15 protein-coding genes and 2 tRNA genes are annotated in these 14923 nt (G+C 63.1%); 6 read left to right on the top strand and 11 right to left on the bottom strand.

The window, feature by feature from the left end; translation table 11 throughout:
* Window positions 1–113, bottom strand: a 113-nt coding sequence (locus tag AAG821_RS18550; protein ID WP_341916377.1) for an Hsp70 family protein, incomplete at its 3' end; no start/stop codon positions are given.
* Between the two features lie 189 nt (window positions 114–302).
* Here AAG821_RS18550 and rarD point away from each other — a divergent pair.
* The 3 genes from rarD (at window position 303) to AAG821_RS18535 (ending at window position 2827) form a co-directional block, all read left to right on the top strand.
* A complete protein-coding gene (rarD, locus tag AAG821_RS18545) occupies window positions 303–1280 on the top strand; it encodes an EamA family transporter RarD (RefSeq protein ID WP_341915221.1) in 978 nt (325 codons plus the stop codon).
* 97 nt (window positions 1281–1377) lie between these two features.
* Entirely contained in the window at window positions 1378–2100 is a 723-nt protein-coding gene (gene pncA, locus AAG821_RS18540; RefSeq protein WP_341915219.1) for a bifunctional nicotinamidase/pyrazinamidase, read from the top strand.
* A gap of 76 nt (window positions 2101–2176) precedes the next feature.
* Entirely contained in the window at window positions 2177–2827 is a 651-nt protein-coding gene (locus AAG821_RS18535; RefSeq protein WP_341915218.1) for an alpha-ketoglutarate-dependent dioxygenase AlkB, read from the top strand.
* Here the strand turns inward: AAG821_RS18535 and AAG821_RS18530 are convergent.
* From AAG821_RS18530 to AAG821_RS18485, 10 genes are all read right to left on the bottom strand, one after another.
* Complete coding sequence (locus AAG821_RS18530) at window positions 2784–3998, bottom strand: HAMP domain-containing sensor histidine kinase (RefSeq protein ID WP_341915217.1); 1215 nt, start codon at window positions 3996–3998, stop codon at window positions 2784–2786. The genes AAG821_RS18535 and AAG821_RS18530 overlap by 44 nt on opposite strands.
* Before the next feature lie 137 nt (window positions 3999–4135).
* Window positions 4136–4747 carry a nucleotide exchange factor GrpE gene (gene grpE, locus AAG821_RS18525; protein ID WP_341915215.1) on the bottom strand — a complete coding sequence of 204 codons (612 nt, stop codon included), beginning with the start codon at window positions 4745–4747 and terminating at the stop codon, window positions 4136–4138.
* A 78-nt stretch (window positions 4748–4825) separates the two neighbouring features.
* Window positions 4826–5860 (bottom strand): heat-inducible transcriptional repressor HrcA, encoded by a 1035-nt coding sequence (gene hrcA, locus AAG821_RS18520; RefSeq protein ID WP_341915214.1) that lies wholly within the window; start codon window positions 5858–5860, stop codon window positions 4826–4828.
* Window positions 5861–5920: 60 nt separating this feature from the next.
* Entirely contained in the window at window positions 5921–6790 is an 870-nt protein-coding gene (locus tag AAG821_RS18515) for an ABC transporter permease (protein WP_341915212.1), read from the bottom strand.
* Window positions 6787–7806 (bottom strand): ABC transporter permease, encoded by a 1020-nt coding sequence (locus AAG821_RS18510; RefSeq protein ID WP_341915211.1) that lies wholly within the window; start codon window positions 7804–7806, stop codon window positions 6787–6789. Before AAG821_RS18510 ends, AAG821_RS18515 begins: the two co-directional genes overlap by 4 nt.
* Window positions 7807–7808: 2 nt before the next feature.
* Window positions 7809–8909 carry an ABC transporter ATP-binding protein gene (locus AAG821_RS18505; RefSeq protein ID WP_341915209.1) on the bottom strand — a complete coding sequence of 367 codons (1101 nt, stop codon included), beginning with the start codon at window positions 8907–8909 and terminating at the stop codon, window positions 7809–7811.
* A gap of 59 nt (window positions 8910–8968) precedes the next feature.
* Window positions 8969–10141 carry an extracellular solute-binding protein gene (locus AAG821_RS18500; RefSeq protein WP_341915208.1) on the bottom strand — a complete coding sequence of 391 codons (1173 nt, stop codon included), beginning with the start codon at window positions 10139–10141 and terminating at the stop codon, window positions 8969–8971.
* A 154-nt stretch (window positions 10142–10295) separates the two neighbouring features.
* The gene (locus AAG821_RS18495) at window positions 10296–10790 is read right to left on the bottom strand and encodes a TspO/MBR family protein (protein ID WP_341915207.1); all 495 of its coding nucleotides are present in this window, start codon (window positions 10788–10790) and stop codon (window positions 10296–10298) included.
* A gap of 58 nt (window positions 10791–10848) precedes the next feature.
* Complete coding sequence (locus AAG821_RS18490; RefSeq protein WP_341915206.1) at window positions 10849–11652, bottom strand: transporter substrate-binding domain-containing protein; 804 nt, start codon at window positions 11650–11652, stop codon at window positions 10849–10851.
* A 132-nt stretch (window positions 11653–11784) separates the two neighbouring features.
* A tRNA-Gly gene (locus AAG821_RS18485) sits at window positions 11785–11859 on the bottom strand.
* Window positions 11860–12196: 337 nt separating this feature from the next.
* Between AAG821_RS18485 and AAG821_RS18480 the strand changes: the two genes are divergently transcribed.
* The 3 genes from AAG821_RS18480 to AAG821_RS18470 all read left to right on the top strand — a co-directional run bounded on the left by AAG821_RS18480 (window position 12197) and on the right by AAG821_RS18470 (window position 14868).
* A tRNA-Glu gene (locus AAG821_RS18480) sits at window positions 12197–12272 on the top strand.
* Between the two features lie 311 nt (window positions 12273–12583).
* Window positions 12584–14161: a radical SAM protein gene (locus tag AAG821_RS18475; protein WP_341915204.1), complete on the top strand. Its 1578-nt coding sequence runs from the start codon at window positions 12584–12586 to the stop codon at window positions 14159–14161.
* Entirely contained in the window at window positions 14158–14868 is a 711-nt protein-coding gene (locus AAG821_RS18470) for a class I SAM-dependent methyltransferase (protein ID WP_341915203.1), read from the top strand. Before AAG821_RS18475 ends, AAG821_RS18470 begins: the two co-directional genes overlap by 4 nt.
* Window positions 14869–14923 lie beyond the last annotated feature (55 nt).

Genomic DNA, 14923 nt, shown 5'->3' with positions numbered 1-14923 from the left:
GACGGCGTGGTGCGCGCGCCTTCGGCATTCTCGATCACCTTCGGGTTTTTGCCATCCATGATGGCGAGGCAGGAATTGGTGGTACCCAGGTCGATGCCAATAACTTTGGCCATAGTGTCACTCCTGTTTTTGGCGGTCCGCGGCTGCCTCATCCGAGCACGGCGGCAGACCCCTTTCGGTTCAACTCATGGCCGGGTATGTAAGAGTGCCTCCCCCGTCCCGCAACGGGTGGAGGGCAAAAAATGTCCAGAAAAGCCATGGCGATGCCGCTCCCCGGCAGAACAGCCGGGCATGAGGAACCGATGTCCGAGAAGACCTTTCCGCCTGCTTCCACCCCGGGCCAGGCACGGGTTCCGGACCAATCCGGAACCACTGCCCGGGCCGCCTTGCCCGGGCCGCTGCCTTGGGCGGGCATCGCCTTCGGGCTAGGTGGTTATTTTCTCTGGGGAATCTCGCCGATCTATTTCAAGGCCGTGGGCGCCGAAGGGGTCGCGCTGCTGGATTTGACCGCCCATCGCATCCTGTGGTCCTGCCTGCTCTGCCTTGGCCTTCTGCTGGCGTTTGGCAAACGGGCCGAATGGCTGGGCGTGCTGCGCAACCCGCGCCTGCGCCGGGCGCTGGCCGGCAGCGCGGTGTTCCTGCTGATCAACTGGCTGGTCTTCGTCTGGGCGATCGACCGCAACCAGGTGATCGCCTGCAGCCTGGGCTATTACATCAATCCGCTGTTTGCCGTGGTGCTGGGCCGGCTGGTGCTGAAAGAGCAGGTCTCGGTCGTACAATGGGGTGCCTTTGCCCTGGCGGGCGCGGGCGTGCTGGTGCTGATCGGCAATGCCGACTCGGCGATTTACCTGTCGCTGATCATCGCGCTGACCTGGGGCTTCTACGGCCTGATCCGCAAGCGCTTTGCCGTCGACAGCCTGATCGGCCTCACCGTGGAAACCATGGTGCTGTTGCCCTTCGCGCTGGCCTACATGGCTTGGCTCGCCTGGCAGGGCCAGGGCGCGCTGGGCATGGCGAACAGCTGGACGCATATCCTGCTGCTCTGCGCCGGGCCGGTGACGGCCGCACCCTTGGTGCTGTTTGCCGCCGGCTGGCGCCGGCTGCGCATGGCGACCATGAGCCTGCTGCAGTATCTCTCGCCCAGCCTGCAGTTCCTGATCGCCGTGCTGCTGTGGAACGAACCCTTCACCACCGTGCATGCGATTGCCTTTGCCTGCATCTGGGGCGCACTGCTGATCTACAGCTGGAATTCCTGGCAGATTGCCCGCAGAAGCGCCTGACGCACGCCTGAATTGCAGGCAGTAAAAAATCATTGGACGCACGCAAACAAAGGGTCTTTGCTTGAGCCGCTGACTCAACAAGAAGCGGGGGCGTATCATGGTCAATCGACGTCAGATGTTGATGGGTCTGGGTGGTGTGGCGGCATCTGCCGGCCTATTCGGATATGCGGGGCCGGTGCTGGCTGCCGGCAAGGTGTCGCGCGGCGCCAAGAGCGTGCTGATCGTGGTCGATGTGCAGAACTGCTTCGTGCCCGGCGGCAGCCTGGCAGTGAAGGAAGGCGATGTGATCGTGCCGCTGATCAACAAGATCGCCAAGACGTTCAACAACGTGGTGCTGACGCAGGACTGGCATACCGCCGATCATGTGTCCTTCGCCTCGCAGCACAGCGGCAAGAAACCCTTTGAAGCGGTGAAGCTGGCCTATGGCAACCAGGTGCTGTGGCCCGATCACTGCGTCCAGGGCACCGAGGGGGCGTCGCTGGTGAAGGATCTCAGCATCCCGCATGCCCAGCTGGTGATCCGCAAGGGCTACCACAAGGATGTCGACAGCTATTCGGCTTTCATGGAGGCCGATGGCAAGACCTCCACCGGACTCGGTGGCTACCTCAAGCAGCGCGGCATCAAACGCGTGTTCGTGGTGGGGTTGGCGACCGATTTCTGCGTGGCCTGGACGGCCATGGATGCCCGCAAGCAGGGCTTCGAGACCTATGTGATCGAGGATGCCTGCCGCGGCATCGATGCGCAGGGCTCGCTGGCCAAGGCCTGGTCGTCGATGAAGACGGCTGGCGTGAAGCGGATCCAGTCCGGCGACCTCGCCTGATTTCAAGGATTTGATCCCGCGAATTTGATCTTAGTCGATCTAGACAATCCCGGGGCATGCGCCAGATTTCTGGGGCATGCCCCATGTTGATTCCCATGCCAGCCTGAACACCTCGCAGACCGGCTTCCGGCTGTTTCCGGGCCTGCTGGATACGGCACGGCAGCGCAGCCTGCTGGAGGCGGTGCAGGGCGTGCTGGCGGTCGCCCCGGCCTATCATGCGCGGATGCCGAAAACCGGCCAGCGCATGAATGTGGCGATGAGCAATGCCGGCCGATATGGCTGGTACTCCGACAAGGAGCAGGGCTATCGCTATATCGAACGGCATCCGGAAACCGACCTGGCCTGGCCCTCCATCCCTGATCCGATGCTGGCGGTGTGGTGGTCGGTCGCCGATTACGACCATGCCCCGGAATGCTGCCTGATCAACCTGTATCGCGAGACGGCCAAGATGGGGCTGCATCAGGATCGTGACGAAGCCGAGATGGCAGCGCCGGTGGTGTCGATCTCGCTCGGCGACGATGCGCTGTTCCGTCTTGGCGGCACGACGCGCAAGGCACCCACGCGGTCATTCAAGCTGGCATCGGGTGATGTGCTGGTGCTGGGTGGCGCGGCGCGACTGGCCTATCACGGCATCGACCGGGTGATGGGGGGCACCAGCCGGCTGATCCCCGGCGGCGGCCGGATCAATCTGACGCTGCGCCGGGTAACGCGGCCAATCGGGCGGTGATTTCGGCTTTGCTGGGCGGCGGCGGGAATTCAGCGCTGATCGTTGTGCCCTCGCCGGGCACCGAGGCGATCTCGAACCGACCGCCATGCATCTCGACCAGTGATTTCACCAGTGGCAGGCCGAGTCCGGTGCCTTCATATTGCCGGGTCAGGTCGTTCTCGACCTGACCAAAAGGTGCCAGCACCACCGGGATATGCTCGGGCGCAATGCCGATGCCGGTGTCGCGCACCCAGATGCGGAAGGCGGCATCGTTGAGCGGCTGTGCACCCACCTCGATGCGACCGCCGGAGGGGGTGAATTTCACCGCGTTGGAAATCAGGTTGAGCAGGATCTGGCGCAGCGCCTGCCGGTCGACGAAGCCTTCGAACAGTCGGGCATCCACCGCCAGCGACATGAATACGCCGCGGCCTTCGGCGCGTTCGCGGAAGGTGCGCAGGCTGGCTTCCATGATTTCGACCGGGTCGGTCATTTCCGGCTGAATGCGCCAGCTGCCGCTCTCGATCTTCGACATGTCGAGAATGTTGTTGATCAGGCTGAGCAGATGCTGGCCGCTGGAATGGATGTCGGAGACATATTCGGCGTAGCGCGCATTGCCCAGCGGGCCCAGCAGCTCCTTCTGGATCACCTCGGCAAAGCCGATGATGGCATTCAGCGGTGTGCGCAATTCGTGGCTCATATTGGCCAGGAAGCGGGTCTTGCTTAAACTGGCTTCCTCGGCCTGCTGGCGGGCGCGGTCGAGCGCGCGGTTGCGCCGTTCGCTGCGCGCCATGCCCAGTTGCAGCAGCGACAGCGCGGTGCCGACGCCATAGTAGCGTTCGCTGCGGGTGACGATGAAGCCGCGCAGCAGGGCGCTTTGATGTTCGTCGGCGATCAGGCTTTCCAGCGTGTCGACGCTGATGCTGGCATCGACGATCAGCGGCGCGCGATCCATCAGCGCCGAGACCGGCTTCTTGGCATAGAGCGCCCGGCCATAATCCCGGGATAACTGGGTGATCAGGTCGTAGCGGTTGATCAGGCCGACCGGGCGGCCGTTTTCCACCACGGCAATCGCGCCGAGATCGGGATCGGCCTGGAAACGCAGGTCGACCTCTTCACAGCGCATGGTGGCGTGTACCGGCGGCAGCGGCACGGCCATGGTGCCGATGGTCTCGAGCGCCTCGGTGGTCATCATGTCCAATGGTCATCCCCCGGTATGCGGGGCGACTATCGGTGCTGGAGATTGCGGATTTTTGACAAAGACGGATGTCTGCGTCGAATTGTCGAGGCGAGTGACCGCCGTGACAATTCGCGCAGAATGATCCGGAGGTGTCAGGCCTGGGTGTTGACCGACTGGCCCGGCTGGATTTCGGGCGCGGGACCGCCCTTGGAAACGCCGACCATGGCGGCACGCAGCAGGCGGCCGTGCTGCATGTAGCCGGCCGCGATCACCTGCACGACGGTGCCGCTTGGCTGATTCGGATCCTGCACCTCGAACATGGCCTGGTGCAGGTTGGGGTCGAAGCGCTGGCCCTTGGGGTCGATGCGGGAAATGCCATGGCGTTCGAAGACCGACAGCAGTTCGCGCTCGGTCGCCTCGACGCCGACCACCAGATTGCGCATCGGCTCGGAAGCTTCGCCCTCGGCCTTCGGCGCGCTTTCCAGCGCGCGGCGCAGGTTGTCGGCCACCGTCAGCACATCCTTGGCGAATTTGCCCGAGGCGTATTTGACGGCGTCGTCCTTCTCGCGTTCCAGGCGCTTGCGCAGGTTCTCGCCCTCGGCGACGGTGCGCAGCAGGCGGTCCTTCAGTTCGGCGACCTCGGCCTGCGCCTTTGCCAGGGCGTCAGCCTCGGGCGCGGCAGCGGCCTGGGCCGTTTCAGCGGCCGGCTGCGGCTGGGCGGCATTCAGGGTCGGTTCAATTCTCTGATTATCGTTCTGGCTCATAGGGGTCTCTCTGCAAGGCCCTGCATATACGGACGGCCGCGCGGAAATGAAAGGGGTGTGTTCGGAAATCCCCGGTTTTTAGCCGATCAGCCGGCCAACAACCTGGGCCGTGAAATCCACCATCGGCACCACCCGGGCATAATTCATGCGGGTCGGGCCGATCACGCCGATGGCGCCGACAATACGCTGCTGCTGGTTTTGCAGCGGCGCAACAATCAGCGAACAGCCGGCCCGGCGGAACAGCGTGTTCTCCGAGCCGATGAAGATGCGCACGCCTTCGCCGCCCTGCGTCAGGTCGATCAGGCGCAGCATCTCCTCGGAATTCTCCAGCTCTTCCATCAGATTGCGGATGCGTTCCAGATCGGCCATCGCCGCGACGTCATCCAGCAGGTTGGCGCTGCCGCGCACGATCAGGGTTCCGCGATCCGGCTCGCCACCCCAGACTGCCAGGCCGGCTTCCACCACACGGGCGGCCAGTTGGTCCAGTTCGGCCTTGCGCAGGCTCAGCTCATGCATGATCTCGTTGCGGGCCACACCCATGGTGCGGCCCTTCAGGCGCCGCGACAGGAATTCGCCGGCTTCGTTCAGCGCCGCCTGGGTCAGGCCCACCGGCAGGTCCAGCATGCGGTTTTCCACCTGGCCGGACTCGGACACCATCACCACCAGGGCTTTGCCGGGGCCGAGCGGCACGAATTCCACATGGCGCAACGGCGCGTCTTCCTTCGGCGCCACCACCAGGCCGGCATGGCCCGACAGGCCGGACAGCACGCCGGTGGCTTCCTTCAGCACATCCTGGAAGCCGCGGCCCGAGGCGGCGACGCGGCCTTCGATCGAGCTGCGCTCGTCCTGGGTGAGGTCGCCCACCTGCAGGAGGCCATCGACGAACAGGCGCAGGCCGCTTTCGGTCGGCAGGCGGCCGGCCGAGGTATGCGGGGCATAGAGCAGGCCGGCATCTTCCAGATCGGCCATGGTGTTGCGAATGCTGGCCGGGGAGAGGCGGTGCTCCAGCTTCTTGGAAATGAAGCGCGAGCCCACCGGTTCGCCGGTGGTCATGTAGGTCTCGACGACCAGCCGCAGGATGTCGCGGCTCCGCTGGCTCATTTCCTGGATCATGGCTACCAGACTTAAGAACCTGCCGGGGCCACGTCAATGCCGGGCTTGGCGTGGTTTGCCTCAGTTGGCTGCCAGACTGCGCTCTTCCTCGCGCTGGGCCTGCCGCAGACGGGCGGCTTTGGCGGCTTCCTCCCGGCGTTTCAGCAGTTCATAGGCCACGGCACCCAGCAGGGTGACGGCAATGATCAGTACGGCCAGGGCGCTGATCGCCGGGGTGGTGCCCTGGCGCAGGCGACCGGCCAGCACGGTGGTGAGCGTCTTGTCGGCGAGGATCGAGAAGGTGGTGGTGTTGTAGTTCTCGAATGACGACAGGAAGGCCAGCGCCGCGGCCGACAGGATGGCCGGGCGCATGAAGGGCAGCAGGATGTGCAGAAACACCTGCGGATGGCTGGCGCCGAGATCCAGCGCCGCTTCCTCCTGGGCGCGGTCGAAGCGCTGCAGCCGGGCGAGGAAGATCAGCATGGTATAGGCCGAGATGAAGCTGGATTGCGCCACCACGGTCATCAGCGTGCCGTCATAGAGGAAGCGCGTGCCGGTGGCGCCGGTCATCTCGCGCCAGAAGATCACGGTGGAGATGCCGATGATGACGCCGGGTGTCAGCACTGGCGACACCACGATCAAATAGTAGAACGAGCGCGCGCGGGCATAGACCTGGGTCATTAGAATGGCGGCGGCCAGGCCGATCGGCACCGACACCAGCACCACCAGGAAGCCGATCCACAGTGAATTCTTCAGGCCATAGATGATGTCGCTGTCGCGCAGCAGGCCATCAAACCATTTCAGCGTGAAGCCCTCGAAAGGATAGACCTGCGGATAGCTGGACGCATTGAAGGCGGTGATTCCCATGATCACCAGCGGCCCGAACAGATAGAGGAAGAACAGGCCGATATAGAACCAGATGGCGATGCGGTTGATGGTTGCACTCTTCATCGCGCGATCTCGCCCAGTCCGACGCGGAACAGCCGCAGCACCAGCAGCACGAAGATGATGCAGGCCAGCAGCAGGATGAAGGCATAGGCGGCGCCCTGCTGCCAGTTGAAGGCCTGGTAGAAGCGGTCGTAGACGATCGGCGTGAACCACAGGGTGCGCGGCCCGCCCAGCACCAGGGGTGCGGCCAGCGCGCCGGCATTCAGCATGAAGACCAGCGTGGCGCCCGAGGCGATGCCGGGCTTGGCATGCGGCATCACCACCGACCAGTGGATATACCACCAGGGCGCGCCGAGATCGCGCGCGGCCTCGATCTGGTTGCGGTCCAGGCTCTCGATGGCGTTGTAGAGGGAAAACATCATCATCAGCAGATAGGCATAGGCCAGGCCGGCATAGAGCCCGACATCCAGGCCGAGAAAATCGATCGGCTGGTCGATCACGCCGGTCTTGAGCAGCAGGGTGTTGATCACGCCCTGGCTACCCAGCAGCACACGGAAGGCGAAGGCGCGCAGCACCTCGTTGACCCAGTATGGCGTGATCAGCAGCAGCATGAAAATGCGAACGCGTGCCTTTGTCGTCACCTGCGCCATGTAGAAGGCAAGCGGATAGCAGATGATGAAGTTGAGGATCGTCACCAGCACGGAAGCGCCGATGGTGAGGAAGAAAGCCTTGATGTGGGTGGTGTTCCAGTTCGCCGAAGAGGTGGTCGAGCCGTACAGGAAGTAGTGGTAGTTCTCCAGCGTGTAGACATCGCGCGGCCCGCCGGTCTGCGCCGGGGTCAGCTTGGGTCGCAGTGACAGGTCGACCATGTAAAGCTGGGGCAGCACGATCATGATCACGGTCCACAGGCCGACGGCGATGACCAGATAGCTCGAAATCGCGATACCGTTGCGGCGCCAGAAAGACACCGGCGCCAATGAGCCAAGCTTGCGGCGTTCCAGCATCGAAAGGATGAAAAAGGCTGCAATCACCACCAGCGGCAGGGCCAGGATCAGGCTATGGCCAACCGAGCTGTGCATGCTCAATCCCGGCCAAAGCTCTCGCGCGGCAGCACCAGGGCTTCCTCGACCGGATAGCCGATGGCGGCCTCGGTGCCGATGGCCGGCACGGCGCCGGCGTCAGAGCGGCCCAGGGTCATCGTGATCTTCTGGCCAATATCGCCGGCACTGAAGGCCACATGGGTAAGGCTGCCTTCATAGGCCATCTCGCTGACGCGTCCGCCGATCCACTGGTGTCCAGCGGGTGGATTGGGCTGCAGCGCATCGGGGCGGATGAACAGCACGGCCTCCGATCCCTTGACCAGTCCACGTGCATTGCGGCCTTTCAGCAGGCCGATTGGCGTTTCCACCACGGCAATGCCGCTGTCAGACGCCACCACCTTGCCGATGAAGGCATTGTTCTCACCGACGAAGGAGGCAACGAAGGCAGTCCGCGGCGCCTCGTAGACACTGCGGCCATCGCCGACCTGCTCGATCACGCCGCGATTCATCACGGCGATGCGGTCTGACATGGTCAGGGCTTCGCCCTGGTCATGGGTGATATAGATGAAGGTGATGCCGACCCGGCGCTGGATGGCGCGCAGTTCGTTGCGCATATGCTGGCGCAGCTTGAGATCGAGTGCCGACAGCGGCTCGTCCAGCAGCAGAACCTTGGGTTCGACGGCGAGCGCGCGGGCAATTGCCACGCGCTGCTTCTGGCCACCCGACAGTTCGTCCACGCGCTTGCCGCCCTGATCGGGCAGGGCGATCAGATCGAGCAGTTCCTCGACCTTGGCGTTGCGCGCACGCCGCGACAGGCCGCGCACACGCAGGCCATAGGCGATGTTGTCGGCCACGCTCATCATCGGGAACAGCGCCAGATTCTGGAAAATCAACGCAGTGGGACGTTTGTTCGGGCCGATACCCTGCATGTCGCGGCCATCCAGCAGCACGCGGCCCTGGCTGGGCTCGATAAAGCCCGAGATGGTGCGCAGCAACGTGGTCTTGCCGCAGCCCGAGGGGCCGAGGAAGGAGAAGAATTCACCGGGTGCGATCTGCAAAGATGCATCGTCAACGGCGAGGAAATCACCGAAGCGGATGCTGACATGATCCAGCGTGATGGCGGCAGTCAGGGATGCGGTCATGATCTATGGCGAGACAAAACAGGTGGCGCCGGCGGCTACGGACCGCCGGCGCCGCCGTATTACGCGGCCTTGAACTTTTCGGCGTATTGCGTGCGCAGTTCGGCGAACCACGAGGGCTCCGGCGGGCGATGCCACAGCTTGGTGGTGGCATCGTCCGGGAAGGCTTCGGTGAAGTTCTTCTTCGCCACATCCGACAGCAGTGCATCGGCGCCCTTGGCGACCGGGTTGTAGCCCGAGCCATCCGCCACCTTGGCCGAGACTTCCGGCGTATGCAGGTAGTTGATCCACTCATAGGCTTGGGCGACATTTTTCGCGCCGGTGGTGAGCGCCCAGCCGTCGAGCCAGGCGATCGCGCCTTCCTGCGGTGCCATATACGACACTGGCCGGCCCTGTTTCTTGAGCGACAGTGCCGGGCCATCCCAGGTCTGGCCGATCACCACGCCGTTTTCCATGAAGCCGGATTTGGTGTTGTCGGCTGAATCCCAGAACTGCTTGATCCACGGCTTCTTGCTGACAGCGAATTTCAGGATCTCGTCGTAGATCTTCTTCATGGTCGCCTCGTCCTTGAAGGCGTCCATCATGCGGTTGCTGGGCAGCTTGCCGATCCGGTCCCACCACAGGCCAATGCCGAGCAGCAGCGAATGCGGCCGCCCCTGCACCTTGCCCTTGAATTCGTCGTCCCACAGCGTGCCGTAGCTGAGCGTCTTGTAGTCCAGCTTGGCCTGATCGGTGCGCCAGGCGATGGCCTCGCTGCCCCAGCAGTGCGGCACGTGATACAGCTTGGAATCCCAGGTCCATACGCTGGTCGAACCCTCCAGCATTGCCGGCAGCAGGTTGTCGAGCTTCAGCTTCTTGGTGTCGAAGGGCTGCAGCACGCCGATATCCTTGAACTGCGGCGCGCGGTCGCGGGTCGGCTGGCACAGGTCAAAGCCGGTGCCGGCAGTCGCCTGCAGCTTGTTGATCTGCTCTTCGTTCTGCGAGAACGGGGTCTTGTTGATCTTGATGCCGGTCTTCTTCTCGAAATCGGGGATCACCGGATCGGGCAGTTCGTCATCCCAGTGCAGGATGCTGAGCGTACCCGACGACGATCGTGCATCCTGGACGAACCATGGGCCCAGGGCGGCGACCGTGCCGGCCGCAACCGTGGATTTCAGCAGGGTGCGGCGGGTGAAGGCATGGGCAGCACGATAGGTGGCTAAGGCGGAAGGAACGCGGTCACGCGTCTTGGTCATTGCAAATCCTCCTCTGGATACCAAGGAGGAAGTCAGCAGGATTCGTGCCATGGCCAGACTCGGGTGCGGGCGCGAACGGACCGGCAATTGCGGCCCCCTGCTGCACCCCAAGCGAGCAGGATGGGTACGGACTGCTCCGAATCAGGGCAGCCGGTCAGGCCGGGTTGAGCCACCAGATCGCGGCATTGAGCCAGACGGCAAAGCTGACCCAGGCCAGGTAGGGCACCAGGAGCAGCGCCGCACGGCGGTCATGGCGCCAGAACTGGATGGCAGTTGCAGCAATCGCGGCCCACAGGATGGCGATCTCAGCCAGGGCAAGGTCGGGCCGTTGCAGCCCGAAGAACAGCACCGACCAGGAGAGGTTCAGCAGCAGCTGGACGCCAAACAGTACCAGCGCGCCTCGGGCGCGGTGCAGGCCGGCACTGCGCCAGACCAGCCAGGCAGCAATCGCCATCAGCGCATAAAGCAGGGTCCAGACAATCGGGAAGGCGAGGTCCGGCGGTGTCAGGGCGGGCTTGACCAGTGTCGGGTACCAGCTTTTCACCGGGCCGGCGGTGATGGCGCCGCCCAGCCCCGAGATGGCGAAACAGGCGACAAGGCTGAGTGCCAGCGCGCCAAGGCTTGGCAGCGACAGAACGGGATGGCGCATATGGCGTCTGTACATGGATGCAGACCTTAGGCCGTGCTGCCGGCGAGGCAAGGGCGGGTTATGGCTTCGCTCCTGCCGGTGCGACGACCGAGCTGGTGAGGCCCATGGTGTCGAGCGACTTCCGCACGCTGCCATTGGCCTTCTGTTCCTCGATGACCGTATTGGCATAGGCCAGGGCAGCGGCCCTGCCGCGGGGCACCGCAACGGCTGTCATCGTGTTGAGGAAGCCGCCATCGAGCACGCGGGAGCCCGGCACCTTGTCGAGCAGGCCGACCAGCGATTCCCGTGACAGGCCGATGGCTTCGGCATTGCCGGCATTCACCAGGGCTACGGCGTCGTCCACACCGCGCACATGGACAACCTTGGCCTGCTTGAGGAAGGCGGCGGCGGCACGCGCCGTGGCGGTGCCCTCCACGCCGGCGACGCGGATATCGGGCCGGTCCACATCCGCCAGGGTTTTGACGTTGGTGCGGCCGGCCACCAGCAGCGTGCTCTGCAGCAGATGATAGGCGGCGCCAAAATCCACCAGCTTGGCACGGGCGGTATCGTGGGGCATGAAGGTGACGTCCCAGGCATCCGTGTCGCCAGCTGCCGTGATCTCGCCGGTCGAGGCATAAGCCACGAACTGCACCGGCCGGCCGGCCTTGGCGGCGATGGCATTGCCCAGATCGACCGTCACGCCCTTGAACTGCCCGGCGGCATCCTTGATGGCGTAGAGCGCAGAGGGTGCCGGCGAGATGGCGATGGCCACGCGCACCGGCCCTTTGGGTGCCAGCTCATTAAAGGGTGCCGGCTGTGCCCGGGCAGGACCGGTCAGGATGAGCGCAGCCGCAAGGGCTGCCAGACTGAAGATGGCGCGCATGGTTCCTCCCGCCGGCCTGATGGCCCTTCGGGCAAGTCTAGCGGGGCCTGACAGCAGCCGACAGCCGGGAACGCCAGACGGCGGTCCGATCACGACGGATTGTGTGGGAACTGTAGGATTGATCCGGAAATTTGGAGCGGGCGAAGGGATTCGAACCCTCGACCCCAACCTTGGCAAGGTTGTGCTCTACCCCTGAGCTACGCCCGCTCGGCGCTGGTTTTGCCGGCAGGGCCGGCAGGCCGGGAAAACCCGGTTCGGTCATTGGGAAACCCGAAGACGGGAAACCCGAAGGCCGATCAACCGGCGGGGTGCCGGTTGCAGGCGCGCACTATACCCAGCCATGACTCCGATGCAAGCGTCTCGTTCGACAAAATAACCGCCCGGCCAAGGGCTTCCGCGCAGCCCGCGGAAGCGGCCAACCCGCTGGGGAATCTGAACTTATTATCGCTTGCCAAATTGGCCGGCCGCCGGCGAAACCCCTTGCGCCCACAGGCCCGCTCCTGTATCTGGTGCGCCTCGCGCGGCAGGTCTGCGCGGCTTATGGGTCCCCATCGTCTAGAGGCCCAGGACGGCGCCCTCTCACGGCGCAAACCGGGGTTCGAATCCCCGTGGGGACGCCACTTCAGGCACATACACTATCAATCAGCCGATCTGGCCGGCCTGGCCGGGGGGATTAAGCCGGCTTTTGCCCAAAACGCCGCTGGTCAGGACGCGCGATCCATCATTAAATGGACTGGATTTCGCCGGGTCGGGAACCAATCATTAAGAATGGTTGTGTACCAGTATCCCTCGGCAACTGTGGCCTGTTTTCCGACATGACCACAGTCGGGGTTGTCGTTCACATTATGTGGGCGTCCTGCTGTTGAATTTACCGGTATTGATCTGAGCGCGATGTGGCAGGCATCCGCAGAAATAGATCATGAGGGTCTGCATGAGCAGTGTTGCGGTCGTTTCAAAGGAAGACACGTTTGGCCTGCAGGCCTTCGTGGATGCAGCGGCGGGCGGGGACCCGGTGCTGCAGGAAGTCAATAACTACCACCTGTCCTACGCTTTTCAGAAGCGGCTGGGTCGGGCGGAACTCATCATGATCTCGTCCACCGGCCATCGCGCCGTCTATGTGCAGTATGTGCGCATGGATGACGATGGCGGCATTATCGGTCGCCCGCCGATCACGCCGGATGTGGCGAAGTTCATCTTCGACAATTTTGCCGTCCGCGGCCACACCGAATCCTTCAATATCCTGGCGCGCGACCTGGAAACTGGCCGCCTGTCGCCGCGGCTTGCTGCGCCGAAGCCCGAAGATGTGCGCCACAAGCTGGGCAACACGGAAAACAGTTTCACGGCCACCGGCGCCAAGCTGGCGGCGCATTGGCCGATCTTTCACAAGCTGCGCGATACCGGCTATGGCAGCATCATCCGCGCCACGCTGACCAACCATCAGGTCTGCTCGTCGCGGTGTCATTTCTGCTCAACGATCGCCCGTAACAAACGGGACTCGGTGACGCTGGAAGAGGCGCAGAATTTCGTCACCGCGCTCTACGACGATCAGGCGGCTTACAATCGCGAGCATTTCGCCAAGTATAACGACGAATACCGTGCGCTGACCGGCAGCGATATTCGCCTGCGCGGCCTGATCCTGTCGGGCGGCGGCCAGCCGAACCTGTGGCCGCACTTCACCGAATTCGTGCGCTGGCTGGCCGAGCGCGACATCGATCTCGGCCTGATCACCAACGGCTTCCCGCAGAAGATTCCGGAAGACGTCTACAAGCATTTCAAATGGGTGCGCATTTCGGTCACGCCGGCGGATGCGTCATCCTTCTATCCGGACGGCAAGTTCGAGCGGCAGTACATTCCCTCCACACTGAAAAACAACCCGGACATCACCGTCGGCTATTCCTATGTGGATGGCCCCTGGGCCGAGGAAGATATCCTGCAGCGCATCGACAAGTCGGCGGTGGAAAACGGTTTTCAGTATGCCCGCGTGCTGACGGACTGCAATCTGGGCCGTTCCGCCCAGCTGCAGGCGCATCATAATCTGGCTGAAAAACTGCACGATATCGGTCTGGTCAGCGATGAAGGCGTGGCGAAGTCGCGCGTTTTCCAGCAGCTGAAATATCATGGCACCGAGGACGAAGCGCAGAAGCTCTGGGACAAGGGCCAGTGCTTCCTGCAGTCCTACAATGTGTTCTGGGATACCACCGGCCATGAAGAGAATGGCCACTCCTACTGCTATCCCTGCGATTCCGTGACAGTGCTGTCCGACGACGCGGTGGAATTGAACTCGACCGCCTCCGAGCGCCGCTTCAACTCGTCGAAATGGGGCACGGTACCCAATACCGAGGTGGCGAAGCTGTATACCGAAAAGCTTCACCCCTTCTTCGACCCGCGCGAGATCTGTCATTCCTGCCTGTTCATGCGCAACAACCAAGCCACCAAGGCCCTGATCAATCGCGCCGACTACAGCGACATCAAGCTTCCCGCCAACATCCAGCATCAGAACTTCCCATGACCGAGAAACTTCGCCTGGTGACTGAAAACGATCTGGATGCGCGTCGTCGCGCCCTGAACGCGGAATACGACGAGGACTATTACGAGCGCGGCGTGGTCGTCGGCAAATCCGGCTACATGAATTACAGCTGGATGCCAGAACTGACCATCCGCATGGCACATTTCATGATCACCACGCTCGGCATCAAATCGACCGATCGCGTGCTGGACTACGGTTGCGCCAAGGGCTACCTGGTGCGCGCGCTGCGCCTGCTGGGCGTCAATGCTGAAGGAGTCGATGTCTCACGCTATGCCATCGACAATGTTGACGGTGCGGTCAAGGCGCATTGCCGCCTGATTGCCGACTCAGCCGATGCGCAGCTCTTCAAGGGGCAATACGATCTGATGATCGCCAAGGATGTGTTCGAGCATATCCTGGAGGATGACCTGCGGACCCTGCTCAAGCATGCACATCCGAACTGCAAGCGCATGTTCGTCGCGGTGCCGCTGGCGGCTGACGACCACAGCAATTCCTTCATCGTGCCGGAATACAACAAGGACATCACCCACATTACGATCAAGAGTTCGGGCTGGTGGACCAAGCTGTTCGAGGATGCCGGCTGGAGGGTTGACCAGTTCTCGCACACCTTCCCTGGTGTGAAGGAGAATTGGACCGGTGCCTGGGTCGACGGCAACGCCTTCTACAACATTTCATCCGGCAAGGCCTGACCGGCCAGACAATGGCGGGGTGCCGGTGAAGGGTGGGCAGGCTTCTAAAAGCAGT

Origin of the sequence: Ferrovibrio terrae (assembly GCF_943372915.1) — a bacterium.
GTDB lineage: Bacteria > Pseudomonadota > Alphaproteobacteria > Ferrovibrionales > Ferrovibrionaceae > Ferrovibrio > Ferrovibrio terrae_A.
Note: the sequence above shows the minus strand (reverse complement) of the source record. Positions and strands in the feature narration are given on the sequence as shown.